Origin of the sequence: Mesobacillus thioparans, from assembly GCF_965138835.1 — a bacterium.
GTDB classification, from domain to species: Bacteria; Bacillota; Bacilli; order Bacillales; family Cytobacillaceae; genus Mesobacillus; species Mesobacillus thioparans.
This window is the reverse complement of sequence record NZ_CBCSFH010000006.1, coordinates 78,948-102,413: the sequence shown is the minus strand read 5'-3', so window position 1 is coordinate 102,413 and position 23,466 is coordinate 78,948. Positions and strand designations below refer to the sequence as shown.

General features: G+C 46.1%; 30 protein-coding genes. 21 read left to right on the top strand and 9 right to left on the bottom strand.

Features of this window, described 5'->3' with window-relative positions:
- Positions 1–82: 82 nt before the first annotated feature.
- A complete protein-coding gene (locus ACNAZ4_RS11825; protein WP_415814643.1) occupies positions 83–592 on the bottom strand; it encodes a phosphatidylglycerophosphatase A family protein in 510 nt (169 codons plus the stop codon).
- Between the two features lie 192 nt (positions 593–784).
- Here ACNAZ4_RS11825 and yutH point away from each other — a divergent pair, with 192 nt between their 5' ends.
- The 5 genes from yutH (at position 785) to thrB (ending at position 6,337) form a co-directional block, all read left to right on the top strand.
- Positions 785–1,792: a spore coat putative kinase YutH gene (yutH, locus tag ACNAZ4_RS11820; protein ID WP_415814641.1), complete on the top strand. Its 1,008-nt coding sequence runs from the start codon at positions 785–787 to the stop codon at positions 1,790–1,792.
- A gap of 75 nt (positions 1,793–1,867) precedes the next feature.
- Positions 1,868–2,845, top strand: a complete 978-nt coding sequence (locus ACNAZ4_RS11815) for a 2-hydroxyacid dehydrogenase (protein ID WP_415814640.1) — start codon at positions 1,868–1,870, stop codon at positions 2,843–2,845.
- Positions 2,846–3,030: 185 nt separating this feature from the next.
- A complete protein-coding gene (locus tag ACNAZ4_RS11810; RefSeq protein WP_415814638.1) occupies positions 3,031–4,329 on the top strand; it encodes a homoserine dehydrogenase in 1,299 nt (432 codons plus the stop codon).
- On the top strand, positions 4,326–5,387 hold the full coding sequence (gene thrC / locus ACNAZ4_RS11805; RefSeq protein ID WP_415814637.1) for a threonine synthase: 1,062 nt from the start codon (positions 4,326–4,328) through the stop codon (positions 5,385–5,387). The genes ACNAZ4_RS11810 and thrC overlap by 4 nt, the downstream gene beginning before the upstream one ends.
- On the top strand, positions 5,384–6,337 hold the full coding sequence (gene thrB, locus ACNAZ4_RS11800) for a homoserine kinase (RefSeq protein WP_415814636.1): 954 nt from the start codon (positions 5,384–5,386) through the stop codon (positions 6,335–6,337). The genes thrC and thrB overlap by 4 nt, the downstream gene beginning before the upstream one ends.
- 25 nt (positions 6,338–6,362) lie before the next feature.
- Here the strand turns inward: thrB and ACNAZ4_RS11795 are convergent, their stop codons facing one another.
- Positions 6,363–6,599, bottom strand: coding sequence for a NifU family protein (locus tag ACNAZ4_RS11795; protein WP_023626615.1), 237 nt, complete (start codon positions 6,597–6,599; stop codon positions 6,363–6,365).
- 152 nt (positions 6,600–6,751) lie between these two features.
- Between ACNAZ4_RS11795 and ACNAZ4_RS11790 the strand changes: the two genes are divergently transcribed.
- On the top strand, positions 6,752–7,078 hold the full coding sequence (locus ACNAZ4_RS11790) for a YuzD family protein (RefSeq protein ID WP_415814635.1): 327 nt from the start codon (positions 6,752–6,754) through the stop codon (positions 7,076–7,078).
- Positions 7,079–7,346: 268 nt separating this feature from the next.
- Here ACNAZ4_RS11790 and ACNAZ4_RS11785 read toward each other — a convergent pair whose 3' ends face one another.
- Positions 7,347–8,414, bottom strand: a complete 1,068-nt coding sequence (locus tag ACNAZ4_RS11785) for an NAD(P)/FAD-dependent oxidoreductase (RefSeq protein WP_415814634.1) — start codon at positions 8,412–8,414, stop codon at positions 7,347–7,349.
- A 250-nt stretch (positions 8,415–8,664) separates the two neighbouring features.
- On the opposite strand from ACNAZ4_RS11785, the gene ACNAZ4_RS11780 reads away from it, so the two are divergent.
- Positions 8,665–8,904, top strand: a complete 240-nt coding sequence (locus ACNAZ4_RS11780) for a YuzB family protein (RefSeq protein WP_079507135.1) — start codon at positions 8,665–8,667, stop codon at positions 8,902–8,904.
- Between the two features lie 105 nt (positions 8,905–9,009).
- Here the strand turns inward: ACNAZ4_RS11780 and ACNAZ4_RS11775 are convergent, their stop codons facing one another.
- Positions 9,010–9,711 (bottom strand): DUF2225 domain-containing protein, encoded by a 702-nt coding sequence (locus tag ACNAZ4_RS11775; RefSeq protein WP_415814908.1) that lies wholly within the window; start codon positions 9,709–9,711, stop codon positions 9,010–9,012.
- 37 nt (positions 9,712–9,748) lie between these two features.
- Between ACNAZ4_RS11775 and ACNAZ4_RS11770 the strand changes: the two genes are divergently transcribed.
- On the top strand, positions 9,749–10,078 hold the full coding sequence (locus tag ACNAZ4_RS11770; RefSeq protein ID WP_415814632.1) for a hypothetical protein: 330 nt from the start codon (positions 9,749–9,751) through the stop codon (positions 10,076–10,078).
- Positions 10,063–10,425 (top strand): HesB/IscA family protein, encoded by a 363-nt coding sequence (locus tag ACNAZ4_RS11765; protein ID WP_415814630.1) that lies wholly within the window; start codon positions 10,063–10,065, stop codon positions 10,423–10,425. The genes ACNAZ4_RS11770 and ACNAZ4_RS11765 overlap by 16 nt, the downstream gene beginning before the upstream one ends.
- Before the next feature lie 63 nt (positions 10,426–10,488).
- On the opposite strand, the gene ACNAZ4_RS11760 is transcribed toward ACNAZ4_RS11765, so the two are convergent.
- Positions 10,489–11,484: an NAD(P)/FAD-dependent oxidoreductase gene (locus ACNAZ4_RS11760; RefSeq protein ID WP_415814629.1), complete on the bottom strand. Its 996-nt coding sequence runs from the start codon at positions 11,482–11,484 to the stop codon at positions 10,489–10,491.
- A 375-nt stretch (positions 11,485–11,859) separates the two neighbouring features.
- Between ACNAZ4_RS11760 and ACNAZ4_RS11755 the strand changes: the two genes are divergently transcribed.
- The 5 genes from ACNAZ4_RS11755 to ACNAZ4_RS11735 all read left to right on the top strand — a co-directional run bounded on the left by ACNAZ4_RS11755 (position 11,860) and on the right by ACNAZ4_RS11735 (position 15,427).
- A complete protein-coding gene (locus ACNAZ4_RS11755) occupies positions 11,860–13,077 on the top strand; it encodes an NAD(P)/FAD-dependent oxidoreductase (protein ID WP_415814628.1) in 1,218 nt (405 codons plus the stop codon).
- A 208-nt stretch (positions 13,078–13,285) separates the two neighbouring features.
- A complete protein-coding gene (locus tag ACNAZ4_RS11750; RefSeq protein ID WP_415814626.1) occupies positions 13,286–13,768 on the top strand; it encodes an NUDIX domain-containing protein in 483 nt (160 codons plus the stop codon).
- Positions 13,769–13,925: 157 nt separating this feature from the next.
- Positions 13,926–14,051 (top strand): YuiA family protein, encoded by a 126-nt coding sequence (locus ACNAZ4_RS11745; RefSeq protein ID WP_176167275.1) that lies wholly within the window; start codon positions 13,926–13,928, stop codon positions 14,049–14,051.
- Positions 14,052–14,187: 136 nt separating this feature from the next.
- Entirely contained in the window at positions 14,188–14,508 is a 321-nt protein-coding gene (locus ACNAZ4_RS11740) for a YuiB family protein (RefSeq protein ID WP_415814624.1), read from the top strand.
- Positions 14,509–14,716: 208 nt separating this feature from the next.
- Positions 14,717–15,427 carry a 3D domain-containing protein gene (locus ACNAZ4_RS11735; protein WP_415814623.1) on the top strand — a complete coding sequence of 237 codons (711 nt, stop codon included), beginning with the start codon at positions 14,717–14,719 and terminating at the stop codon, positions 15,425–15,427.
- A gap of 36 nt (positions 15,428–15,463) precedes the next feature.
- Here ACNAZ4_RS11735 and ACNAZ4_RS11730 read toward each other — a convergent pair whose 3' ends face one another.
- Both ACNAZ4_RS11730 and ACNAZ4_RS11725 read right to left on the bottom strand, forming a co-directional pair.
- Positions 15,464–16,231 (bottom strand): cobalamin-binding protein, encoded by a 768-nt coding sequence (locus ACNAZ4_RS11730; RefSeq protein ID WP_415814621.1) that lies wholly within the window; start codon positions 16,229–16,231, stop codon positions 15,464–15,466.
- A 15-nt stretch (positions 16,232–16,246) separates the two neighbouring features.
- A complete protein-coding gene (locus ACNAZ4_RS11725; RefSeq protein ID WP_415814620.1) occupies positions 16,247–16,720 on the bottom strand; it encodes a divergent PAP2 family protein in 474 nt (157 codons plus the stop codon).
- A gap of 296 nt (positions 16,721–17,016) precedes the next feature.
- On the opposite strand from ACNAZ4_RS11725, the gene ACNAZ4_RS11720 reads away from it, so the two are divergent.
- The 5 genes from ACNAZ4_RS11720 (at position 17,017) to ACNAZ4_RS11700 (ending at position 21,555) form a co-directional block, all read left to right on the top strand.
- A complete protein-coding gene (locus tag ACNAZ4_RS11720) occupies positions 17,017–17,394 on the top strand; it encodes a DUF309 domain-containing protein (RefSeq protein WP_415814619.1) in 378 nt (125 codons plus the stop codon).
- 86 nt (positions 17,395–17,480) lie between these two features.
- Positions 17,481–18,992: a leucyl aminopeptidase gene (locus tag ACNAZ4_RS11715; protein ID WP_415814618.1), complete on the top strand. Its 1,512-nt coding sequence runs from the start codon at positions 17,481–17,483 to the stop codon at positions 18,990–18,992.
- 221 nt (positions 18,993–19,213) lie between these two features.
- On the top strand, positions 19,214–20,527 hold the full coding sequence (locus ACNAZ4_RS11710; RefSeq protein ID WP_415814617.1) for a Na+/H+ antiporter family protein: 1,314 nt from the start codon (positions 19,214–19,216) through the stop codon (positions 20,525–20,527).
- Positions 20,528–20,676: 149 nt separating this feature from the next.
- A complete protein-coding gene (locus tag ACNAZ4_RS11705; RefSeq protein ID WP_415814615.1) occupies positions 20,677–21,273 on the top strand; it encodes a sulfite oxidase-like oxidoreductase in 597 nt (198 codons plus the stop codon).
- 93 nt (positions 21,274–21,366) lie between these two features.
- The gene (locus tag ACNAZ4_RS11700; protein WP_415814613.1) at positions 21,367–21,555 is read left to right on the top strand and encodes a hypothetical protein; all 189 of its coding nucleotides are present in this window, start codon (positions 21,367–21,369) and stop codon (positions 21,553–21,555) included.
- Positions 21,556–21,608: 53 nt separating this feature from the next.
- On the opposite strand, the gene ACNAZ4_RS11695 is transcribed toward ACNAZ4_RS11700, so the two are convergent.
- A complete protein-coding gene (locus ACNAZ4_RS11695) occupies positions 21,609–21,941 on the bottom strand; it encodes a hypothetical protein (RefSeq protein ID WP_415814612.1) in 333 nt (110 codons plus the stop codon).
- 199 nt (positions 21,942–22,140) lie between these two features.
- On the opposite strand from ACNAZ4_RS11695, the gene ACNAZ4_RS11690 reads away from it, so the two are divergent.
- Positions 22,141–22,746 carry a DedA family protein gene (locus ACNAZ4_RS11690; RefSeq protein WP_415814610.1) on the top strand — a complete coding sequence of 202 codons (606 nt, stop codon included), beginning with the start codon at positions 22,141–22,143 and terminating at the stop codon, positions 22,744–22,746.
- A 46-nt stretch (positions 22,747–22,792) separates the two neighbouring features.
- On the opposite strand, the gene ACNAZ4_RS11685 is transcribed toward ACNAZ4_RS11690, so the two are convergent.
- A complete protein-coding gene (locus tag ACNAZ4_RS11685; RefSeq protein WP_214706558.1) occupies positions 22,793–22,975 on the bottom strand; it encodes a hypothetical protein in 183 nt (60 codons plus the stop codon).
- 103 nt (positions 22,976–23,078) lie between these two features.
- Here ACNAZ4_RS11685 and ACNAZ4_RS11680 point away from each other — a divergent pair, with 103 nt between their 5' ends.
- Entirely contained in the window at positions 23,079–23,465 is a 387-nt protein-coding gene (locus ACNAZ4_RS11680) for a PaaI family thioesterase (RefSeq protein WP_415814608.1), read from the top strand.
- Position 23,466 lies beyond the last annotated feature (1 nt).

Here is a 23,466-nt window from a genome sequence, read left to right as displayed (position 1 = left end):
AGGATTTTAACAACAATCTTTACGAAAACAGCCAAAAACAAAAAGGGACTTGCGCCATCTTCGGCTGCAGGTCCCTTTATTTTTAATCCTCTATATTTGCTGCTCGGTGGGCGAGACGGCTTGAAGCAGCAGCCGCTACCGCCCCGACGATGTCGTCAAGGAATGTATGGCACTTGCCTGTCGCTTCTTTATCATTAAGCACCTCAAGGATTCCCGGTTTTGCTTTATCAATGAACCCGTAGTTTGTGAATCCAATCGAACCATAGATATTGACGATGGAAAAAGCAAGGATTTCATCCACGCCATACAGGCTTTCATCTGTTTCAATGATGGATTGAAGCGGTTCGCCAAGCTTCTTCTGCTCTGCGAGGATATCAAGCTGGATCCCTGTCAGGATGGCATTCTGGACCTCACGTTTGGACAAGACCCGTTCGACGTTTTGGATGCAATCCTCCATCTGAAGATCAGGATGGTACTTCTCCTGCAGGAAGAAAACAAGTTTAGCAATATCTTCTATTTCAACCCCGCGTTCTTGGAGCCACTTCCGGGCAGTTTCCTCTGTCATATGGATGGCGCGTTTCTTTTCTAACATCTGCATCACCTTTCTGTTTTTAATCGCAGCTTTCTTATCCTATTTAACCTAAATTATTCCGCTTAATCCGTTTTAGTGAAAGAATTCATTCCTTTAAATCATTTCCAGAATGAAGCCAGTTATTCATTTCATTGTTTTACTGTCCGGTACATATATTTGTAAAAGAATGCCCTGGAAAGAGGTGCTATTTTGATGTTTCAGAAGATGTTAAAAGAAGTATATGGGATTTTTCCGGATTCAGAAGTATCTCTCGGAAGATATCATGGATATAAGCAGAATGAAGGGCTTTATTTGATTATGGATGCTAACGGGTTAAAAGAGCAAGAAATAAGCGAGCTTTCGCGGATCGCTGAGCATATGCAGCAAGCTGGTGACCGAAATGTATCGAAGCTGCTTACGGACAAGGAAGGGCGGAAGATATGCGATTGGGAGGGCAGGAAGTACTGTGTGCTTCTGAACCGGGCCGAACAGATGCCGGAAAAACTGCGAACAGGAAGAAAGCTGGCAAGGTTCCATGCAAGAGGCAGGCAAATTCCCTTCAAGGTCGAAAGCCTGAACAGGGTCGGACAGTGGAAACAGCTCTGGGAAAAGCGGCTTGACCAGATGGAAAAGGTGTGGAGCGGGAAGTTATATACCGAGCCCGAGAACGATTTTGAAAGGATGTTCATGGAGTCCTTCCCTTACTATATGGGATTGTCGGAGAATGCCATTCAATATCTTGCCGATACCGAAATCGATGATAAGCCGACAAGGATCGACCATGGCACTGTATGCCATGAGCGCTTTACGAATACAGTCTGGCGGGGGCCGTATTTTGTCAAAAATCCATTCGAGTGGGTGTTCGACCATGCAAGCCGTGATCTGGCGGAGTGGGTGCGGGAGCGCTATTTTGCCAACATCCAGACGAGCCAGCCGGAGATCAAAAACTTTCTTGTCGAGTACCAGAGCATGACGGTGCTGTCTCCCTTTTCATGGAGGCTTCTCTACTCCAGGCTGCTGTTTCCGCTTCACTACTATGAAGCTGTAGAAAATTTCTATATAACTCAATCCGAACAGACAAAGCGCCAGCTCGAGGATCATCTGAGGAAGTATCTGAATCAGAGCAGTGATTATGAACGGTTTTTGAGCCACTTTTATCACATTGGCGAGGCGCCGGTGAAAATGGGGAAGCTTCCTCCGGTTGATTGGTTATTACGGTAGTCGAAGCTTTTGCGGAAATGTGATAGAATAAATATTATTCTATTATATTAACCGCTTTCAAAAAGGAGACAGAGTATGAAACCGTATGTTTTTATCACAAGGAAACTGCCTGAAGAAACCATTGTTGAGCTCACCGAGAAATTTGAGGTGAAGATGTGGGAGCATGAAGATATCCCGGCCCCTAGGGAGGTAATGCTTGCTGAAGCAAAAAAAGCCAGCGGGATGATCACGATGCTGTCTGACAAAATTGACGAGGAGCTGCTGTCAGCTGGTGAAAACCTGAAAGTCGTCGCCAACCTGGCTGTCGGTTTTGACAATATCGATTTAAAGGCAGCCACCGAGCGCGGAATCATTGTGTCCAATACACCGGATGTGCTGACCGAGACAACCGCTGATCTTTCCTTTGCATTACTGATGGCTGCGGCAAGGCGCATTGTCGAAGCAGCTGAATATATCAAGGCTGGCATGTGGGAAGGCTGGAGCCCGTATCTGCTTGCAGGACATGATGTGTATGGAAAGACGATGGGGATCGTCGGAATGGGGAAAATCGGTGAGGCTGTTGCCCGCCGCGCGAAAGGCTTTGGCATGGAGATCCTTTACCATAACCGTTCCCGTAAACCAGAGGCTGAAAAGGAAATTGGTGCGGTCTACAGTTCATTTGAAGATCTTGTAACAAAAGCTGATTACGTGGTGTCACTCGCACCGCTGACAGACGAAACCAGAAATCTTTTTACCGCAGATGTGTTTGCGAAAATGAAAAAAAGCGCGATTTTCATCAATGCTGGACGCGGTCCGGTTGTGGACGAGCTGGCATTATACGAAGCGCTCAAGAGCGGTGAGATTGCCGCTGCCGGGCTTGATGTTTTTGAAAAAGAACCCATTACAACGGACCATCCGCTGCTTGAACTGCCAAATGTGACAGCAATCCCGCATATCGGCTCTGCAAGCACGGAGACGAGGACTACGATGATCAAGCTTTGCTGCTCAAATGTTAAATCTGTCCTCACCGGAGACAGTCCCAAGACCATTGTGAATAAAGAAGTGCTTCAATAAATCCTCAATCCTTCCTTTATGCAGGGGAGGATTTTTTTTACACTTAGAGCCCCTTATGATTAAGCGTTTACATGCTGAAAATCTTCCTAAATATCCCTTGTAAAAGGTGTTGGTCGTCTATATAATGTCTACTATACAAAAACAAGTGTATTTTTAGAAAAGACAAAGAGAGAGGGGAAGAGAAAATGCAGGCAATCTCAGTAGGACTTCTAGGGTTAGGAACAGTAGGATCGGGGGTAGTGCGAATCATTGAGAACCACCAGGACAAATTGATGCACCAGGTCGGTTGTCCGGTGAAGGTGAAGAAAATCCTCGTTCAGGATGTTGAAAAGGAAAGGTCCGTAAAGGTTGATGCTTCTCTTCTGACGATGGACCCAGCGGATATCCTCGATGATCCGGAAATCGAAGTGGTGATTGAAGTCATGGGGGGGATAGAGAATACCCGTGAGCATATGCTGCAGGCGCTGAAGAATAAAAAGAACGTCGTGACGGCAAACAAAGATTTGATGGCTGTCCACGGGTCAGAACTGTTGACGGCCGCGAGTGAAAATGACTGCGATCTGTTTTTTGAAGCGAGCGTGGCAGGAGGCATCCCGATCTTGCGCAGTCTTGTGGATGGACTCGCATCTGACAGGATCACAAAGATGATGGGAATTGTGAATGGAACAACTAATTATATTTTAACGAAGATGAGCCAGGAGGGGCTTCCATATGACAGCGTGCTGAAGGAAGCACAGGAGCTTGGATATGCGGAGGCGAACCCGGCTTCTGACGTGGAAGGGCTTGACGCCGCAAGGAAAATGGCGATCCTCAGTACACTTGGATTTTCGATGAAGATCGACCTTGATGATGTGAAGGTGAAGGGAATCACATCGGTCACAGAGGAAGATTTGCAGTATGCCAGACAGCTTGGCTATACGATGAAGTTGCTTGGGATCGCTATCCGCGAAGGAGACAAAGTCGAGGTATGCGTCGAACCTGCACTGTTGCCGTCGTCCCACCCGCTTTCGTCTGTCAATAATGAATACAATGCGGTCTATGTGTACGGTGAAGCGGTCGGGGAAACGATGTTCTACGGTCCGGGTGCCGGCAGCCTGCCAACCGCTACAGCTGTTGTGTCAGATCTTGTTGGCGTCATCAAGAACATGCGACTTGGAGTAAATGGCCGTTCCATGGTCACTCCGCAATACGAGAAGCAGCTGAAGGATGATGGAGAAGTAAGTTCGAAGCATTTCCTCCGTTTGCATGTCCATGATGAAGTTGGCGTCTTTTCGGAGGTCACCTCGCTTTTCGCTGATCATAATGTCAGCTTTGAAAAAATACTCCAGATGCCTTTAAAGGAAAAGGAACTTGCGGAAATCGTGGTGGTCACCCATCGGGCATCCCTCAAAGACTATCAAAATATCTTGATGGAGCTGCGTGACCTCAGGGTCGTGAAAGAAATCAAGAGCTCATACAGAGTCGAGGGGAGTGTCAATCGATGAGATGGCGGGGATTGTTGAGCGAATACCGTGAATACCTGCCAGTCAATGATAAGACCCCGATGCTGACCCTGCATGAAGGAAACACTCCGCTGATCCGGCTTGACCAGCTGTCAGAGGAATGGGGCATTGATTTACATGTAAAAGTGGAAGGAGCCAATCCAACGGGGTCTTTCAAGGACCGGGGGATGGTGATGGCAGTCGCGAAAGCCAAGGAGGAAGGCAGTGATACAGTCATCTGTGCTTCCACAGGCAATACCTCGGCTTCCGCAGCTGCATATGCGGCGAGAGCAGGAATGCGGTGTATCATCGTCATTCCCGAAGGAAAAATCGCAATGGGCAAACTTGCCCAGGCAGTGATGTATGGTGCCAGTATCGTTTCGATTGAAGGCAATTTTGACGAGGCATTGAAAATGGTTAGGGCCATCAGTGAAAATGAACCGGTCACACTCGTCAACTCGGTGAATCCATACCGGCTTGAAGGCCAAAAAACGGGCGCCTTCGAAATCTGTGACCAGCTGGGCGGTGCACCTGATATCCTGGCAATCCCGGTTGGAAATGCCGGAAATATCAGTGCTTACTGGAAAGGGTTCAAAGAATACGATGCCAGCAGAGGGACGCGTTTGCCGAGGATGTTCGGTTTCGAGGCAGAAGGTGCCGCTGCAATCGTGCAGGGTAAACCGATCGAGCAGCCAGAAACGATCGCCACGGCCATTCGAATCGGCAATCCTGCAAGCTGGGACCTGGCAGTTGCTGCCCGGGATGAATCAGCTGGCACAATCGACTTCGTCACAGATGAAGAAATTTTGCAGACCTATAGCCGACTGGCATCCACAGAAGGGATTTTTGCTGAGCCAGGTTCATGCGCCTCATTGGCAGGAATCCACAAGCTTTTGAAACAGGGAGAAATCCCTCGAGGTTCCCGGATTGTTGCTGTCCTCACCGGCAATGGCTTGAAAGATCCTTCCACTGCCATCGATATCAGCTCTATTTCTCCTGTGCTGCTTCCAAATGACGAGAGAATCGTCAGCGAGCATATCAGAGGAGTGGTCAGACAATGAATGGACTCGGGGAACCTCATGCTGCAGGCAGCTCGGCAAGAAAGGTTTTTGCGGTAAAAGTCCCGGCGAGCTCGGCAAACCTTGGCCCTGGCTTTGATTCCCTTGCAGTCGCCTTGAATCTTTACCTTGAGCTGGAGGCAGAGCAAGGCGAACGGTGGGAGGTGGACCTTCTCTCTCCATCATTAACGGACTTTCCCCGTGATGAAAAGAATTATATTTGCCAGATCGCAATAAAGACCGCATCCATGTACAAGCAGAAAATGCCGTCGCTCTCGATGTCTGTCAAAAGCGATATTCCGCTGGCAAGAGGGCTGGGGTCCAGTGCTGCGGCGATTGTCGCCGGCGTGGAACTGGCGAATGAATTTTGCGGTCTAGAATTGTCGGTCCGGGAAAAATTATTGGTCGCTGCTGGATTTGAAGGTCACCCGGACAATGCCGGGGCCAGTCTTTTTGGCGGCGTAGTGGTGGGCTGCCAAATAGGAGATGAAGTGGATCTGACGGTACTCGACCAGATTGAGTTCGATCCAATACTGGTTGTTCCACGGGTGGAATTGCTGACCGAAATTTCGCGTGATGTTTTGCCGAAAGACATGGAATTCCAGCAAAGCGTCCAGGCAAGTGCCGTTGCCAATCAGCTGCTTGCCGCATTAATGACGCACAATTGGGCGCTCGCAGGAAGGATGATGGCTGCCGACCTGTTCCATCAGCCATACAGGAAGGAACTTGTGCCGTTTTTTGAGGATGTGCAGGAAAAAGCGATTCAATCAGGAGCCTTCGGCGTTGCACTGAGCGGAGCCGGCCCATCGATTTTGTGTCTTGCAGAACCTGATAAAGGGGATGAAGTCGCAGAAAAAATGAAGCAGTGTGTCGATGGAATGGAAATTTTGAATTTGAAAATCGATCGGACAGGATGTTTCTCCGGCATGAAAAAAAGCGGTTTTGCCATTTAGGCAAAACCGCTTTATTATTGGTTAATTAAAATACCTGTTCAACCTCAACAACGCCAGGTACTTCTTCTAAAAGGGCGCGCTCGATTCCAGCCTTAAGCGTGATTGTGGAGCTTGGGCAGCTTCCGCATGCACCCAGCAGGCGAAGTTTTACAATACCATCTTCAACATCCACTAGTTCGCAGTCTCCACCATCGCGAAGAAGGAATGGACGCAATTTATCTAATACTTCCTGTACTTGCTCAAACATTTGCTGTTCAGTCATGCAAATCGACTCCTTTCATAATACTTATTATAATCTCATCAGCCGGAAAAATCTATCCAATTGAACGAAAAACCTCAGAACAACAGTTTTTTCCTTATGCATCCTTTTCATCGTATAGTAAAATAAAAGAAAATAACAGGGGGTAATTGATAATGGAACGCAAAGAAGTGGAAATTGTCGTGTACGGTGCGGAAGTATTATGCCCAAGCTGTGTCAACCTGCCATCCTCAAAAGAAACATACGAATGGCTTGAAGCCGCGATCGGCCGCAAATATGCAGATCAGCCTTTTAAAATCACTTATGTTGATATCTACAACCCTCCAGCTGAAGCAGACAAAAAGGAGTTTGCCGAAAAAGTTATCGAAGAAGATATGTTTTATCCCGTCGTCCTGCTCGAAGGCAAGATCGTCGGCGAAGGAAACCCGAAATTGAAGACAATTTACGCAGAATTAGAGAAATATGGGTATGTTTCAGCATAATTCTTTGAAAGGCATTCCGAAATGGGGTGCTTTTTCTGTATTTGATAAAGCTTTTTAAAGAAACGATATGGGAAAAATAATTTATTGGCGGAGTTCACAACTTTATTGGCGATTTTTTCATTTTATTGGCGAAAATGACCTGTTTATTGGCGAAAATCTGATTATATTGGCGAAGTTCACAATTTTATTGGCGAACTGGAAATTCTCGCTGATTTTTACCAGTTTCGAGAAAATAAAGAACCGGGCACCTCGCCCGGTTCACAAATGATCAACCATTATGATACTTATACATCCACAGAATGCCTGACTTCAGCAAGCGTGCGACACGGCCGGTGATTGGGCGTTCGGCAACCAGTCCGAAGCCGTGCTTCTTGCCGAGTGAACCGATGACGCCTTTCAGCTTGATGGCCGGGAAGGATTCAGGTGGTTCTTCGCCTTTCCAGCGCTTTTGCAGCACCTGGACGATTTGCTCTGCTTGGCCTTCTGCAAGCTGTGCGCTTGGTGCGTGCGGCAGGCTTGCGCAATCACCGACTACATAGACATTTTCGTGTCCCGGCAGATTGTGCTGTGGAGTTACCGCGGCACGGCCCATGCTGTCTTTTTCGACATCCATTTCCCGAACGAGCCTGTTTGCCTGGATTCCGGCAGTCCAGACGATTGCGTCACAGACAATAGGCTCATCGTGATTGTAAAGGACGTTTTTCTGTACTTCCGTGATATTGGCATTGTTGATGATTTCAACATTGTGATTGTCAAACCAGTTTTCCACATAGGTGCTCAGGCGCTCAGAGAATGCGGATAGAATATGGTTTCCGCGATCGAAAAGCTTGATTTTCAAGTCTTTGCGGCTTTCTGCCAGTTCACTCGCAAGCTCGACGCCGCTCAGCCCTGCACCGACAATGGCCACACTTGATCCGGCCGGCAGGTTGTTCAGTGCCTGATAAGTTGCACGTGATTTTTCAATCGACTGGATGCTGTATGTGAAAGTGTCGGCACCCGGAACATTGTGGTACTTATCTTCGCAGCCAAGGCCGATGATCAGGTCATCATACGCCACTGCATCATTGCCTTGCAGTTCAACCTTCTTTTCCTCGAGATTAATGGCTGTTACTTCCGCATATTTTACCTGAAGGCGGGGGTGTTCAGGAAATGATACTCGGATATGCTGATCGGAAATCGTGCCTGCAGCCAGTGCATAGTATTCAGTTTTCAAGCAGTGGTATGGAACACGGTCAATCAGTGTAATGGATACATCTTCCGGCAGATCATTCGGCAGCAATTTATGGAGGACACGCATGCCGCCATAGCCGCCGCCAAGAATAACGAGATTTTTCATGTGAATTTCCCCTTTTTAACTCATCACAGACAGTCAATGATGTATGTTTTTTAAACTCGTTCTTACACTCAGTAAACGGATACATTATTCGAAATTATTCTACAATATTTTATCTGATTCGTTTTAATCCATAAAAAGTATAACGAAATTGTGACAAAATAACAACAATTTTATGGAGGATTTAAGCCGGAGAAATTGACGATTTACCTGAAAAAGGTTACGATTAAAAATTAGTAGAGAGGTGAAACAGATGATTAAGCCGATCATTGAATTTTGTATCAGCAATCTTGCCAGCGGTTCCCAGGCAGCAAGGGCAGAGCTTGAACGGGATCCTGATTTGGATGTCATAGAATATGGTTGCCTTGGTTACTGTGGAAAATGCGCGATGTCCATGTTTGCGCTTGTAAACGGTGATCCGGTAGTCGGTGACACCCCGGAAGAGCTGGTTGAAAATGTGTATAAATATCTGGATGAAAATCCTATGTTCTAATATAGAAAAAAGCTGGCGTGGAATCGTTCCACTCGCCAGCTTTTTTCATGATTCAGAGAAATACAGTTCCCGAAACGGCTTGTTTTTTCATAAAAATAAAGAAAGTCAATTTCCTGAAACGGCTTGGTTTTCCCGCATTTCCTGCCAGCGATCTTTTGCGAGCTGGATGATTTGCGGTTCGACAGACTGCCTTTGTTTTTCGATGACCCTCGAGAAAAAACGGACTGCGTCCTGAGTTTGACCAGTTCTTCGTGAGAGTTCGCCGATCAGGTACATGAGGCGGAGCTCGGATACCTGGGTTCCTTTATAGTCTCCGGTACTATACGACTCGGTGTACTCCTTCAGGGCGAGTTTTATAAATCGCATTTCCTGTTCGTGGTTTTCAGTGGTGCGATGCAGCCAGGCAATGCGGATGTAAAGGCCAGCTGTCACGATATGCTTTTCTTTTTTCAGCATTGAACTATAGGCTGCGAGTTTGAAGGTATTGACTGCCTCCTGGATTGTCCGCTCTTCACCATAGTTATGAGGGACCCACTGGCTGCAGATTTTTTCCTGGATGACTTGTTTTGCACCTGGAGGAAAATAATTGCTGAAGTCGTCGGTAAAGGAATATCCGCAGTCAGGGCAGACATTGATATAGTAAAGATTGGGATTTTCAAAACCATCGGCATACTGAGGGGCAAAGTCAGAATCAAAGCTAAGGACTTTTACAAAACGGGAGCGGACCTTCTTGGTCGAAAAAGAATGCTCGCACATGGCGCATGTGTACTTTTTTTCATAGAGAGGTACTAGTTGTTGAGTCATCATCGTCACCTGCCAATTCTCCTAGGATATTTAAAGAGGTATGGGTATATTATACCAATTTATTCAGCTGCCGGTGGGAAAAATTGAAGAATATTCTTTTTCAGCTCGATTGGTTGAGGAATGGAAAAATGCTGTATATACTATAAGAAAAGCGAAAGTGCCTTGGTCAGCCCCGACAAGCGCGCTGGAGGGCCGACCGGTGAAGTCGTTCTTTGACTTCATTGGGCGGACCGAAGCGACTCGAGCTGCTCAAAGCTACCGCTTCTCGCAAGATACTCGAGGAAGCACATTCTTGGATGAAAACTGGCTAGGCGCTGAAGCTGGACAAAGAAAGGGATCAAGGAGGTTTTATTTATGGAAAACATTGTGATTCTAACTGAAGAAGCTGCATTGCAGGTTAAAGATATGATGAAACAAAATGAGACGGAGGGTGCGTATCTTCGCGTTTCTGTAAAAGGCGGCGGCTGCAGCGGGCTTTCTTACGGCATGGGTTTTGCTCACGAAGTGGAAGAAGGCGACACTCAGCTCGAGCAGCATGGCATCAAAATCCTTGTCGATAAGGAAAGTGCGCCAGTCCTGAATGGCACAACAATCAGCTATAAGCAGTCTTTGATGGGCGGCGGCTTCACAATCGACAACCCGAACGCGATCGCATCATGCGGTTGCGGTTCGAGTTTCAAAACGGCAACTCGTGAAGGAACCCCTGAAGAATGCTAAACAAAAAGCAAGGTCCGCGGACCTTGCTTTTTTGATGTAGAGAAACGCTTGCGCTTTTCGATTTTATTTAAACATCGATGAGCTATGAAGCGGCTGTGTCTTCGCTTTTGGATCCATATAGGATTTAGCGTTGTTGACTGCTGTAGGTGCTTCACCGAATCCTGTTGCGATTAGTTTGACTTTGCCTTCGTATGTGCAGATATCGCCGGCAGCGTAAACGCCAGGGATATTCGTCTCCATTTTGGAGTTGACGACGATAGCGTTCTTTTCGATTTCAAGGCCCCATTCCTTGATTGGTCCCAGAGATGAAACGAAACCGAAGTTGCAGATGACGGCGTCAACGTCAACAGCTACCGTTTCTTCGCTGTTCGCGTCCTTAAGGACAAGCTGGCTGATTTTTTCTCCAGCACCGATCAGTTCGGCTGGAACATAAGGTGTTTTGATATCAACCTTTGAATTTTGCAGGTTCTCGACACTGTGTTCGTGGGCGCGGAACTTATCGCGTCTGTGAACGATCGTCACCTGTTCAGCGATTGGCTCAAGCATCAATGCCCAGTCAACAGCAGAGTCTCCGCCGCCGAGTACAGCGACCTTCTGGCCAGCGAACTGGTTCAGATCGTCAATGAAATAGTGCAGGTTCTTGCCTTCATATTGTGCAGCGCTTTCAAGTTCAAGTCTGCGTGGCTGGAACGCCCCGTTTCCGGCAGTGATGATGACTGTTTTTGTATAATGAACTTCTTTATCAGTTGTCAGTTTAATATTTCCGTCTTCCAGCTTTTCGAGCTTTTCAACAGACTGTTCAAGAGCAGTCGCAGGCTCGAATTTGGCCATTTGCTCTTTAAGGTTGTTGATTAGCTCCTGGGCACGGACCTTTGGGAATCCGGCAACATCATATATGTACTTTTCTGGATAAAGTGCAGATAATTGCCCGCCTAGCTGTGGCAAACTTTCAATGATCTTGACAGATGCTTGTCTCATTCCACCGTAGAAAGCAGTGAACAGACCAGCAGGACCCCCGCCGATAATCGTGATGTCATAAACTTTTTGATCTTCTTTCACTCCATATCCCCCTCACTATGTAGTAAAATTGCTCCAATTTTTATAATACCATAAATTGAAAAAATAAACTCCTAATCATAATAGAAGAAAGCTTGTGGAACAATATATTTCATAGAAAATTCCCTTTACAAAACGGGAAAATAGTGAAATCAGCCTATTTTCTGAATATTTCCAAGTTAATTGTATCGCTTGAAAATGCGGCGCAAAAAGAATAAGATGGATTGTAGGCAATAATGTTAAGATTTTGTGACATTTTCAGGACATTTTTTTGAACATTTTAGTGAATAATATCACAAACTTATCCGGAAAATGATGGCGGCAGATAGAGATTAGCCAGTCGACCAAAAATATTTTAAAAAGGTGGAAGTGATCACTTTGAGAAAGCCAAAGATCGTAATCTTAGGAGCAGGATACGGGGGATTAATGACAGCTACCCGTTTACAAAAAGCTGTTGGAGTAAACGAGGCGGACATTGTCCTTGTCAACAAAAATGATTACCACTATGAAACTACATGGCTGCATGAAGCATCTGCAGGAACTTTGCACCATGACAGAGTCCGCTATGATGTTCGTGATGTTATCGATCGCCATAAGGTTGAGTTCGTCCAGGGATCTGTTGAAGAGATCAAGATGGATGAGAAGCGTGTAATCCTTGAGAACGGTGATATCGTATATGATTATCTTGTCATCGCCCTCGGTGCTGAACCTGAAACTTTCGGTATCAAAGGCTTGAAAGAGTATGCTTTCTCTATCGTTAATGTCAACTCAGCCAGACAGATCCGTGAGCATATCGAATATCAATTCGCAACATATAATACGGAAGCAGAGAAGAAAGATGAGCGCCTTACAATCGTCGTTGGCGGTGCAGGCTTCACAGGAATCGAGTTCCTTGGTGAACTGACAAACCGAGTTCCTGAACTTTGCCGTGAATATGACGTGGATTACCATAAAGTCAAAATCGTATGTGTTGAAGCAGCTCCAATGGTACTTCCTGGATTTGATCCAGAGCTTGTGAACTATGCGGTTGCTACCCTTGAGAAAAAAGGTGTGGAATTCCGCATCGGTACGGCAATCAAGGAGGCGACAACAGAGGGCATCATCGTTGCCAAAGGTGAGGAAGAAGTCGAAGAAATCAAAGCTGGCACAGTAGTCTGGGCAGCAGGTGTACGCGGCAACTCCGTCATCGAAAGATCAGGCATTGAAGCAATGCGCGGCCGTGTGAAAGTCCAGCCAGACCTTCGCCTGCCAGGATCTGAAGATGTATTCATCGTTGGTGACTGCTCATTGATCATCAACGAAGAAATCAATCGCCCATTCCCTCCGACTGCACAGATCGCAATGCAGCAGGGTGAAGTTTGCGCAAGGAATCTTGCAGCGCTTGTCCGTGGCAAATCCGAGCTTGAAACCTTCACTCCGGATATCAAAGGAACAGTATGTTCCCTTGGTGAAGATGACGCGATCGGCGTAGCATTCGGCAAGAAAATGGTCGGCGCGAAAGCTTCATTCATGAAAAAGATGATCGACAACCGTGCGCTATACATGATTGGCGGACCTTCAATGGTTCTTAAAAAAGGCAAATTCAACATTCTTTAATAGATGTTCTGAAACAGGCTCCTATATGGGGCCTGTTTTTTTTTGCGATGTAGAGACAAGATTCAGTCAACCGGAATCCAGAAAAAAAAGCAATAATTTAGAGCAACCTCCGTCCTTTGTTTACTGATGGTAAGCCGGCCGGCATCCAGGACTAAGCTGGATTCGATGGTGTACAATATTGGTAAAATGAAAATTGGATGGGGATTGAATGGGGAAACGTGAAAATGTTTGGCTTGGTGTGGCTGGTGTTGTCATTTCGGAGGATGGGCGCTGGCTTGTTGTCAAAAAGCGGTATGGAGGCTTGAAAGGCAGCTGGTCACTGCCTGCTGGATTTGTAGATGAAGGGGAAACGGCCGATCAGGCAGTACTCAGGGAAGTGTTTGAAGAAACTGGTGTGGAATGTACGGTTGCCGGACTCCTTGGACTGCGGACTGGTGTGATCCGGGAATCCATCAGTGATAATATGCTTGTTTTTCTGCTGTTCCCAAAGCCAGATCAAAAGGTCAAGGTAGAAGAAAGTGAGCTGTATGCTGCCAGGTTCATGCTGCCTGAAGAACTGAAAGCAGACCCTGCTACTTCTCTTCTTCTGCACTATCTTCTAAGTAAACCAATTGACCAAGTCGTAACCGGCAAGGCCGGGCTGGACCCGGGAAAACAGTTTCATTATAGTGCATACCAATTATTTTTATAATTTTCTGAAATTTAAAGAAAGTGACAGATATTTAAAGAAAAATTAGGATGTATCCGTTTACAAGGTGGATTTTCAGTCAAATTCGGACCTTTTCAAAATTGAATGATTTCTGATATATTATCAGAAAATTCAATAACATAAAGGAGAGGTACATTTTATGAAAATGCAGGCACATGACTCAAAGGAATGTCCATATTGCTCAGGTAAAGGCTACTTCCAATTGCTTCTTGGCGGTTCAGAAACGTGCACTTGCTGCAGCGGTTCGGGAAAATCAAAAAAATAAGGCAAAGCTTCTTTGACCTTCGCATCCTGCGGGGTTTTTCTTTTTGCCTTGATCAAGGGGCAAGTCGCACCATTTCATTGACTCGAAAACGGACAAACAGTAAACTAGAAATGATGTTTAATGGGGGGATATAGACATGATGACGGTTGTCACACTGATCATTTCGATGTTATTGTTTTTTGTCCTGTTTTTCGGGATTGGATTTTTATTGAATATGCTGTTGAGGATGTCTTGGGTAATGGCGATCGTATATCCATTGATTGCGATATTCATTATTGATAAATATCCGCTGATCGACTATTTCCGCAACAGTGGTGAAGCATTCCGTGATCTTGGCCAACGGATTTCCCACCTGGCTGTCGCGGATGTCCTGATTTTGAGCAGCGGGCTTGCCGGTGCGATCCTTGCCGGTGTTGTCATCAAACTTTTACGGAAAAAGGGATATCAAATGTTTTAAGAATTCGACCTTCAATTATTTGAGGGTTTTTTTTATGCATAAAAATCGGGATTGGTCAGAGACTAAGACTACTAAAGGAAAGTGATAAAAAAGCAATAATTTACTTTTAATGGAAGTGTAAATAGGCCTTTGGGCCTTTTTTTGCTCCTTTTGGAATATTTCTTGTTTAGTTGGGAAATTAATAGTTTTGGGAGGAGTGAAAAATTATATGAATATTTTAAAGACTTGGGCAAAACGCTCAGTTATGGCAGTTTTATTTTTTGCTGCGATAACTTCAACTTTCCACTCAATTTCAGGAGTTGAAGCTTCCACTGTTTCTACATATGTTTTTGACAGTGTTGGCACACAACAAGAGGATAATTCAAGTATTGATCATAAGAAAAAGTCAATGGGACTTGCACTTAAGTTTTTGAAAAAAGTATCGGACTTCACGACGAAAATCTCTTCAAGTGAAAAGGTAGCCGGCGCACCGCCGACGCTTGAGGAGTCAATGAACTGGTCACAATACCCGACAAAGCAAATCATTGCCACAGGGTACACGGCCGGAATTGAATCTACTGGTAAGAATCCTGGGCATCCAGGCTATGGGATTACCTATTCAGGCGTGAAGGTTAAACGCGACCTCTATTCAACCGTAGCGGCTGACCTGAACGTTTTCCCAATCGGGACCATCCTTTTCATCCCTGGATACGGATTCGGGGTCGTTGCCGATAAAGGCGGGGCAATCAAGGGAAATAAAGTAGACTTATATTACGATACCGTAAAGGATGTATACGAACAATGGGGCAAGAAGACGCTTGATGTATACATAATTGAGATGGGTGACGGCAAGCTTACAGAATCGGACCTGAAAGCGCTTAACGAAAATGAATCCATGCAGGTATTCCGCCAGCAGTATACTACCGGTAAGAAATCATAAAAAGGTAAGGCACTTTCCTCGAAGGAAAGTGCCTTTTTAATCGTGGATGAGATGGTACAGTTTTTCGAGACCATCCAAAAGCCGTGGGGACGGCCGGCAATACAATTCTTCCTCGAGGATGAAAAGACGGTCATCCCTGACAGCGTCAAGTTCTTTCCAGCCTGGCCTGTTAGTGATCAATTCTTTTTTGACCTTTTGCTTCCTGACACCGACCCAGGCGATGCAAATATAATCGGGGTTCCGGGCTTTTACATCATCCCAGTCCGTCTGTATGCTGGCAAGCTCTACATCGTGGAAAATATTTTCGGCACCGGCAGCCTCTGATATTTCTGTCAGCCAATTGATCCTTCCGGGGGTGAACACAGGCTTGGGCCACCATTCCCAGTAAAGCTTCGGTTTCCAATTGGCCGTTGCCCCTTTTTGCCTGATGTTCCCAAGCCTGCTCCTGAACTTTTCAGCGGCATCCTGTCCGCGCTCTGGCATATTCAACGCTTCAGCTGTTGTCACTAAATCATTCTCTATATCCTTAAGTGATTGAGGATTCAGGATGATGTGGGGAATATTGCGTGCCTTCAGGCCTTCGATATTCTTTTCCATCCCAGGAACGCTTAACGATGCAAGCACGAGGTCTGGCTTCAATTCTTCAACAAGGTCAAGATCGATCGAAAGGTCCGGGCCAAGCTGAGGCAGCGACTTTACGGCTTCCGGCCAATCGGAGAAATCATCCACTCCGACAAGAAGATGAGTCAGTCCGAGGAATTCCATGATTTCGGTATTGCTGGGACATAATGATATCACTTTCATATGAATCCACCTGCCTTATAAAAGATAATGCAGTACTAGTGTCAGCAAAATGCCAGTCAAGCCACCGAAAAAGACTTCGATTGGCTTGTGCCCAAGCAACTCTTTCAACTCTTTTTGCTTTTCCTTTTCGGGCTTATGCTGCCAGCCTTTAGCTTCTTGGGCAAAGCGGCCAAAATCAGCTACTAGCTGGTTCAGGACAATGGCTTGCTCACCAGCCTGCCTGCGGACCCCCGAGGCATCAAACATCGTGATGATCGCAAAAACGGCTGAGACTGCGAACACTGCTGAATCAAATCCTGTTTCAAGTGCAACGCCTGTCGACAAAGCCGTCACCGCAGCAGAGTGTGAGCTCGGCATGCCGCCTGTGCTGGTCAAAAGCGACCAGTCGATTTTCCTCGTCGCAATATATTGGATCGGAACCTTTACGAACTGCGCGAAAAAGATCGCCGCGAGCGAGGCCCATAATGGGAAATTCGTTAATAATTCCATGGCTGTTCCCCCTATTTATATAATGGCTGTTTTCGTAAAAATTGTTGTTTAAGGTGATATAAGCTATTTATGTAGTTCGGAATTAAGTGTGCAGGCTCTTTTCTCTTAATTATCTTTAATTTTGTGAAGAAATATATGTTATACAATCCAATTTTGTAGCTAAAAACAACAGAGTTTGAGAAAAGAACCTATATAAAAGTACCTTATTCAATAATACCCATGTTCAATGATAACATTACAGCCATCGGCCGATGTTTGATAAAATAGTTCTAACGTTCAGGATGGAGGTGGAGGATATGACAAGCTACCCTGAAGAGTATTATGAGTTCTTTATTAAATTCAACGAAGGGGACTATTATACCTGCCATGACTTGCTCGAAGATATGTGGATGACGGATAAAGGCAATCTTTTTCTGAAAGGGCTGCTGCAAATGAGCGTCGCTATCTACCATTACAGCTATGGCAATGTGAAGGGAGCGCGGCTGATGATGCAGGCGGCGCATGATTACCTGCAAACCTACCGTCCGGTCCACTGGGGACTTGATCTGGAAAAAATATATCCCTTCATCGAAACGTGCATTGATACATTCCCTGCTGGACTTGACCGTGTTCCCTATGAACAAGTAGGGACATTGCCGGAGTTGCCGATTTTATATTTGTATCTGGAAGATTAGCAGCCGGGTTAAATATAAACTGCGGAAGTCGAAATATTTAAGCTTATTCGATATAATGAAGATATAAATATGGAGGGGTGAAGGATTTGTTTACAGTTAGCGACCAATTTAATTTGACCAACAGCCATGACTGCCTGGTGATTGGCCTGTTCAACAAGCCATCAGGTCTGGAAGGCGTTGTTGGTGAAGCAGATCAGCTTTTTGACGGACAATTGACTGAACTGATCAAAAGCGGGGAGATTTCAACCAGGAAAAAAGAGATTTCCAAAATACATACTTTCGGTAAAACTGGCGCGAGGAAGATCTATTTTGTCGGACTTGGCCATGAGAAAGAATACAAATTCGAGACTTTGAGGGACGCATTTGGCCGTCTGTTCAAGACTGCAAAGAAGGAGAAATGGACGGAAGCAGCGGTGCTGTTGGATACATTCACAAGCAGCAGCGTCGAACTGAACGATGCAGCACACGCACTTGGGGAAGCTTTCCCGATGGCTACCTATGAATTCGCAGGCTACAAGCAAAAATCCAACGAGCCGGAAAAGCACATCGAGAGCCTCACAGTATACAGTGCCGATGAAGAAGGCGATGTGGAAGCAGCACTTGAGGTTGGCTATGTCTTCGGCAAGGGAACGAATTCAGCACGAACGCTCGTCAATACACCTGGCAATCTATTGACTGCGGCGGACATGGCGGAATACGCGATGAAGCTGGCAGAAAAATATGAGTTCGAAGCAGAAATTTTAGAAAAAGAAGAAATGGAAAAGCTCGGTATGGGTGCATTGCTGGCCGTCAACCAGGGATCAGCAGAGCCTCCGAAAATGATTGTCCTGAAGTACCAGGGCCGGGAAGAGTGGAAGGATGTCATCGGACTCGTCGGCAAGGGCATTACGTTTGACACAGGCGGCTACTCGATTAAAACCAAAGCTGGAATCGTCGGCATGAAGTCCGATATGGGCGGTGCCGCGGCAGTGCTCGGGGCGATGGAGATCATCGGCGAACTGAAGCCTGAGCGCAATGTCGTTGCCGTGATTCCGTCGACAGACAACATGATCAGCGGTACTGCATTCAAGCCGGATGACGTCATCACGTCCATGAGCGGGAAAACGATTGAAGTGCTGAATACCGATGCAGAAGGCCGCCTTGTGCTTGCTGACGCGATGACATATGCGAAGCATCATGGAGCAAATTACCTGGTCGATATTGCAACTTTGACAGGCGGTGTGATTACAGCTCTAGGATTGCATACATCAGGAGCTTTGACGAATAACGAGGAATTCTTCGAACAAGTGCTTGAAGCGTCCTATGAATCGGGAGAGCCAATCTGGCGCCTGCCATTGTTCGAGCGCGACATCGAGCGCGTGCGGGGCAGCAAGATCGCCGACCTGAATAATTCGCCGGGTGCGGAAGGACATGCGATCATGGGCGGCGCATTTGTCGGTGAGTTTGCAGAAGGCACTCCATGGGTGCACCTCGACATCGCCGGAACAGCCACCACCAGCAAAGATTATGACCTGGGACCAGCAGGCGCGACCGGCGTCATGGCCCGGACGCTCGCATTGCTCGTTGAACGATTTGAGACAGAAGAAGATCAAGAATAGAAAATGTGCTAAACCCCCAAAGTGAAGGCTCTGGGGGTTTTTATTTGGTCTGAATTATACTTCACCAGCTTCAACATAAATTTTAATCGCCAGCGAAAAACTAAATCAAACAAACCCATTGACATAAAAATCAAATCTATGATATTTTAATACTTGTAATTTTAATTCTCTACCAATTTAGCGAACTAAAGTATCTTTATCATCGAGAGGAGCACTTTCCCATGAATGCAGTTGTTATTGCCGTACTGGCGATGCTGATCCTAAGCCTGTTACGTGTCAATGTTGTATTGGCATTGATTGCCGGAGCACTGATCGGCGGGCTGACGGGCGGCTTGAGTATAGAAAAGACGATTGAAGTATTTTCAGGAGGACTTGGCGGCAGTGCCGAGGTTGCACTGAGCTATGCATTGCTTGGCGGCTTCGCAGTGGCGATTTCCAAGACTGGATTGCCAAACCTGATCGTTGATTGGATGATCGGTATGATTGGCAAGAAAGGCGAGTCAAAGGCAAAGACTTATTCAAAAGCGATTATTGTGATTTTAATTCTAATGATGGCGATCTTCTCGCAAAACTTGATTCCGATCCACATCGCGTTCATTCCGATTCTGATTCCGCCATTGTTGATTGTCTTCAATGAGCTGAAGATTGACAGACGTTTGATTGCCTCTGTTTTGACATTCGGTCTGACGGCACCATATATTTTGCTTCCAGTAGGGTTTGGAGGGATCTTCCACGATATCCTCGCCACGAACATGGCGCAAAGCGGAATGAACATCGATAAGGCGGATATCCCTACAGCGATGCTGCTTCCTACTGCAGGCCTGGTAGTCGGCTTGCTGGTTGCGATTTTCGTTTCCTACCGCAAGCCTAGAATTTACGAAGATCGTCAAGTGGTCGAAATGGAGAGAAATGAGTACTCGAAAACGGGCATCATTTTCTCTTTCGTTGCGATTATCGCAGCCCTTGCAGCACAGCTGTTTTTCGATTCGATGATCATGGGCGCGCTTGCGGGAATCATCGTCGTATATGCAAGCGGAGCAATCAAGTGGCGTGAAGCCGATAATCTTTTAACAGAAGGTATGAAAATGATGGCGTTCATCGGATTCGTCATGCTGGCAGCATTCGGATTCGCTGAGGTCCTGAAAGAAACAGGGGATGTCGAGTCGCTTGTAACGCAGGCGGCTGATGCGATTGGCAATAATAAAGCCATGGGCGCGTTGTTGATGCTGGTAGTCGGATTGCTCGTCACAATGGGAATCGGTTCTTCGTTCTCGACAATTCCAATCATTGCAACGATTTTCGTGCCGCTAAGCCTTCAATTGGGCTTCAGCCCGATGGCGACGATTGCGATTGTCGGAACAGCTGCCGCACTTGGTGATGCCGGTTCTCCTGCATCAGACAGCACACTTGGACCGACCGCCGGTTTAAATGCGGACGCTCAGCACAATCACATCTGGGATACCGTTGTCCCGACTTTCGTTCACTACAATATTCCATTGATCATTTTCGGCTGGATTGCCGCGATGGTCCTATAATTTTTCATGAAGCCGTCCTCCTTTTAAACAGGGAGGACGGCTTTGTTTATTCACGCAGTTTTGGCAGTTTTTTTAAAAAAAGCCGAGTGTTTGGTGAGCCTTTATTTTAAACGTGTTTTTCGGTAGGATAATAAAAAGAGGTGATCAGCATGTACTTCGGAAAACCACGGAAAAAGGGTCCATCGGACAGGGTCCCGCCGAACCAGAATGTTACGACATCTTTCCCTGTCCTGCATTATGGGAATGTCCCTTATTATAAAAATCTTGATGATTGGACTTTGAAGATTTTTGGACTGGTCGAAAAAGAAGTGGTTTTATCATATCAAGAGTTGATGGACTTGCCACAAATGTCGTCGGGCAATGATATCCACTGTGTCACCGGTTGGTCGAAGCTGGATAATGTATGGGAAGGAGTTTCCACGCTCGAACTGGCAAGGATGGCCAAACCAAAGGAAGAAGCTAAATATGTCATCCTCCATGCTGAAGAAAATTGGACGACCAACCTTCCTGTTGAGGATTTCCTTAAGGATACCAGCCTGCTTGCCCACACGCATAATGGAGAGCCTCTGACTCCTGAGCATGGCTATCCATTGCGGGCGGTCATTCCACACCTATACTTCTGGAAGAGTGCAAAATGGATCAGGGGCATTGAATTCACCTCTGAAAACCGGCCTGGTTTCTGGGAGGAGAATGGCTATCACATGTATGGAGACCCGTGGAAAGAACAGCGGATGATCTGGGACTAGGCATTTTTTTAGTACAATGGACAAACGCCTATTCATTTGTCCCTCTGGATGCATATGAAGTACTATAGGCAGACAAAAGAGGGAGGCAGCTTGATGAATAGAAGAAGACCATTTTATGGCGGCCGGCGTCCATTTGGTTTTGGATTTGGAGGTCCGTTTGTTGGCGGAGTGCTGGGAGGCCTTTTAGGCAGCGCGTTATTGTACCCCGGTGGATATGGCTACGGTTATGGTTATGGCGGATTCCCGCCTTATGGTTATGGTTATGGATACCCATATTATTAAAAATTAAAAAAGATTAAATGAGCCGCTGTTTGAGCAACAGCGGCATATTTATTCTACTCCCACCTGAGCTGGGTGATGATATGGCAGCATTCTTTTTCCCCTGCATAATCAACAAAGTTCATGGTGATGCCATCCGGGTCATAAGTGATTTTAGGGGTTTTCCTGATTCCGGTTGCCTTAATCATCCGTTCTACTTCCTTTGTATTGGATTGCTGGGCCGCAGACATCAAATCACTGGAAAAAGAGCTGGATGAAGTGATTTTGGTCATCACAAGATTGGCATCCTTCATCAGGGCTATCGCCTTTTCAGCTGAAGTCTTGAACAAAGTTGCGTTCACCTCCGGATATGGGCGGAGAGTGTTTTTATAAAAAAATAAACAATGCATAAGTACTTCCCCTCCTGACGGGTAAGTTCATAATATGATTCAATGTATGAAAACCGACAGTTAAGTATGAAGGTGGAAAAGCCAAAAATACATATGTTTGGAAAAAGAGGGTAAATGAAGGTTAAAAGAGAATTGTAATACATAATAACTCCTATTGTGAAATAGAAATGGACCAAGGTGGCATGAAAGGGGAACCCTCATGGATTTGGATCTGGTAGTCACTATTATTGAAGAGAATGGCTATTTGGGGTTGTATTTATGGATGTGGTTCGGAGTGTTCTTCATCCCGGTTCCTAACGAGGTCCTATTGATGACTGTAGGTCTTGCTTCATCACAGGGCGCTTTGACCCCTGTGTTTGCGTTTGCAGTTACATATTTGGGGATAGCTGCAGCCATCACCACCAGCTATTGGCTCGGAAGGCTGATCGGGAGGCGGCTGCTGCGGTTCTTGAAAGGGAAAAAACGCTTAGAAAGTTCGCTTGAAGCAGCGATGGGGTTAATGGATAAATACCATATGCTATCATTGTCGCTCAGCTGTTTCGTTCCCGGAGCCCGATATTTTGTGCCAGTTCTTTATGGCATCAGCAGACTTCCGTTCAGGACATTTGCCTTGTTTGCCTATAGCGGCGCGTTTGCATGGGTATTGATCATTTTTCTGTTAGGCTATCTTTTCGGGGATAAAATGGAACTGATCATGAAGTATAGTGATGAAATGTGGCTGGTCATCCTCGCTGCTGCAGTCCTTTTTATTGCTTTTACGGTGAGAAAGAGGAAATTGAAGAGTTCGGCCACCGAAGTGGAGTGAGTGAAAAGGCAGCAACAATAGCCGCCTTTCCAGTAAACATTTTTTGTTAAAAATCGTTCCTGTGTTCGACTAGATCGATTGCCCCGAGAACGATATGGGCCAATCCGAAACCGAAAACCGTGTTGGAAACCATTTTATCGATTTTGCGATTTTGTTTCATCGCATAACCTGCTGCCGTGACAGCTGTGCCTAAAACTGTCGGGATCATGCCTTCGCGAATTCGGTTCATATCGATCACCTCGTGATGTTAATGGTCCTTAGTGGTAAGGACAATATTAGCTTTTCCCATAATCACTTGTGAATTGTTTGCCAAATATAAGGAGGTAAAGGATATGGATTTGAACAACACACTGCTGGGCTCTCTAGGGATAGAAGTGACAGACCTGCAAAAAGGGAAAGTGGTCGCCACGATGCCAGTCGATGACAGGACAAGGCAGCCATTCGGCCTGCTGCATGGAGGCGCATCCGTTGCCCTCGCCGAAACCGTCGCCAGCGTCGGTGCATTCGAACTAGTCGATCAAGAAAATGAAGTCGTAGTCGGCCTGGAAATCAACGCCAACCACATTAGGGCAAAAAGAGACGGCGTCGTCACAGCCGTCGGCACCGTCCTCCACCAGGGAAAAACCACCATGGTTTGGGATATTAAAATTACAGACGAAGACGACAATCTAGTCTGCATATCCAGATGCACGATCGCCGTCATCAAACGAAAGAAGTAAA

Bases quoted from the DNA above. Each gene is read 5' to 3' on its own strand.
- ACNAZ4_RS11825 (WP_415814643.1), bottom strand. From the start codon at position 592: ATGTTAGAAAAGAAACGCGCCATCCATATGACAGAGGAAACTGCCCGG.
- yutH (WP_415814641.1), top strand. From the start codon at position 785: ATGTTTCAGAAGATGTTAAAAGAAGTATATGGGATTTTTCCGGATTCA.
- ACNAZ4_RS11815 (WP_415814640.1), top strand. From the start codon at position 1,868: ATGAAACCGTATGTTTTTATCACAAGGAAACTGCCTGAAGAAACCATT.
- ACNAZ4_RS11810 (WP_415814638.1), top strand. From the start codon at position 3,031: ATGCAGGCAATCTCAGTAGGACTTCTAGGGTTAGGAACAGTAGGATCG.
- thrC (WP_415814637.1), top strand. From the start codon at position 4,326: ATGAGATGGCGGGGATTGTTGAGCGAATACCGTGAATACCTGCCAGTC.
- thrB (WP_415814636.1), top strand. From the start codon at position 5,384: ATGAATGGACTCGGGGAACCTCATGCTGCAGGCAGCTCGGCAAGAAAG.
- ACNAZ4_RS11795 (WP_023626615.1), bottom strand. From the start codon at position 6,599: ATGACTGAACAGCAAATGTTTGAGCAAGTACAGGAAGTATTAGATAAA.
- ACNAZ4_RS11790 (WP_415814635.1), top strand. From the start codon at position 6,752: ATGGAACGCAAAGAAGTGGAAATTGTCGTGTACGGTGCGGAAGTATTA.
- ACNAZ4_RS11785 (WP_415814634.1), bottom strand. From the start codon at position 8,414: ATGAAAAATCTCGTTATTCTTGGCGGCGGCTATGGCGGCATGCGTGTC.
- ACNAZ4_RS11780 (WP_079507135.1), top strand. From the start codon at position 8,665: ATGATTAAGCCGATCATTGAATTTTGTATCAGCAATCTTGCCAGCGGT.
- ACNAZ4_RS11775 (WP_415814908.1), bottom strand. From the start codon at position 9,711: ATGATGACTCAACAACTAGTACCTCTCTATGAAAAAAAGTACACATGC.
- ACNAZ4_RS11770 (WP_415814632.1), top strand. From the start codon at position 9,749: ATGGGTATATTATACCAATTTATTCAGCTGCCGGTGGGAAAAATTGAA.
- ACNAZ4_RS11765 (WP_415814630.1), top strand. From the start codon at position 10,063: ATGGAAAACATTGTGATTCTAACTGAAGAAGCTGCATTGCAGGTTAAA.
- ACNAZ4_RS11750 (WP_415814626.1), top strand. From the start codon at position 13,286: ATGGGGAAACGTGAAAATGTTTGGCTTGGTGTGGCTGGTGTTGTCATT.
- ACNAZ4_RS11745 (WP_176167275.1), top strand. From the start codon at position 13,926: ATGAAAATGCAGGCACATGACTCAAAGGAATGTCCATATTGCTCAGGT.
- ACNAZ4_RS11740 (WP_415814624.1), top strand. From the start codon at position 14,188: ATGATGACGGTTGTCACACTGATCATTTCGATGTTATTGTTTTTTGTC.
- ACNAZ4_RS11735 (WP_415814623.1), top strand. From the start codon at position 14,717: ATGAATATTTTAAAGACTTGGGCAAAACGCTCAGTTATGGCAGTTTTA.
- ACNAZ4_RS11730 (WP_415814621.1), bottom strand. From the start codon at position 16,231: ATGAAAGTGATATCATTATGTCCCAGCAATACCGAAATCATGGAATTC.
- ACNAZ4_RS11725 (WP_415814620.1), bottom strand. From the start codon at position 16,720: ATGGAATTATTAACGAATTTCCCATTATGGGCCTCGCTCGCGGCGATC.
- ACNAZ4_RS11720 (WP_415814619.1), top strand. From the start codon at position 17,017: ATGACAAGCTACCCTGAAGAGTATTATGAGTTCTTTATTAAATTCAAC.
- ACNAZ4_RS11710 (WP_415814617.1), top strand. From the start codon at position 19,214: ATGAATGCAGTTGTTATTGCCGTACTGGCGATGCTGATCCTAAGCCTG.
- ACNAZ4_RS11705 (WP_415814615.1), top strand. From the start codon at position 20,677: ATGTACTTCGGAAAACCACGGAAAAAGGGTCCATCGGACAGGGTCCCG.
- ACNAZ4_RS11700 (WP_415814613.1), top strand. From the start codon at position 21,367: ATGAATAGAAGAAGACCATTTTATGGCGGCCGGCGTCCATTTGGTTTT.
- ACNAZ4_RS11695 (WP_415814612.1), bottom strand. From the start codon at position 21,941: ATGCATTGTTTATTTTTTTATAAAAACACTCTCCGCCCATATCCGGAG.
- ACNAZ4_RS11690 (WP_415814610.1), top strand. From the start codon at position 22,141: ATGGATTTGGATCTGGTAGTCACTATTATTGAAGAGAATGGCTATTTG.
- ACNAZ4_RS11685 (WP_214706558.1), bottom strand. From the start codon at position 22,975: ATGAACCGAATTCGCGAAGGCATGATCCCGACAGTTTTAGGCACAGCT.
- ACNAZ4_RS11680 (WP_415814608.1), top strand. From the start codon at position 23,079: ATGGATTTGAACAACACACTGCTGGGCTCTCTAGGGATAGAAGTGACA.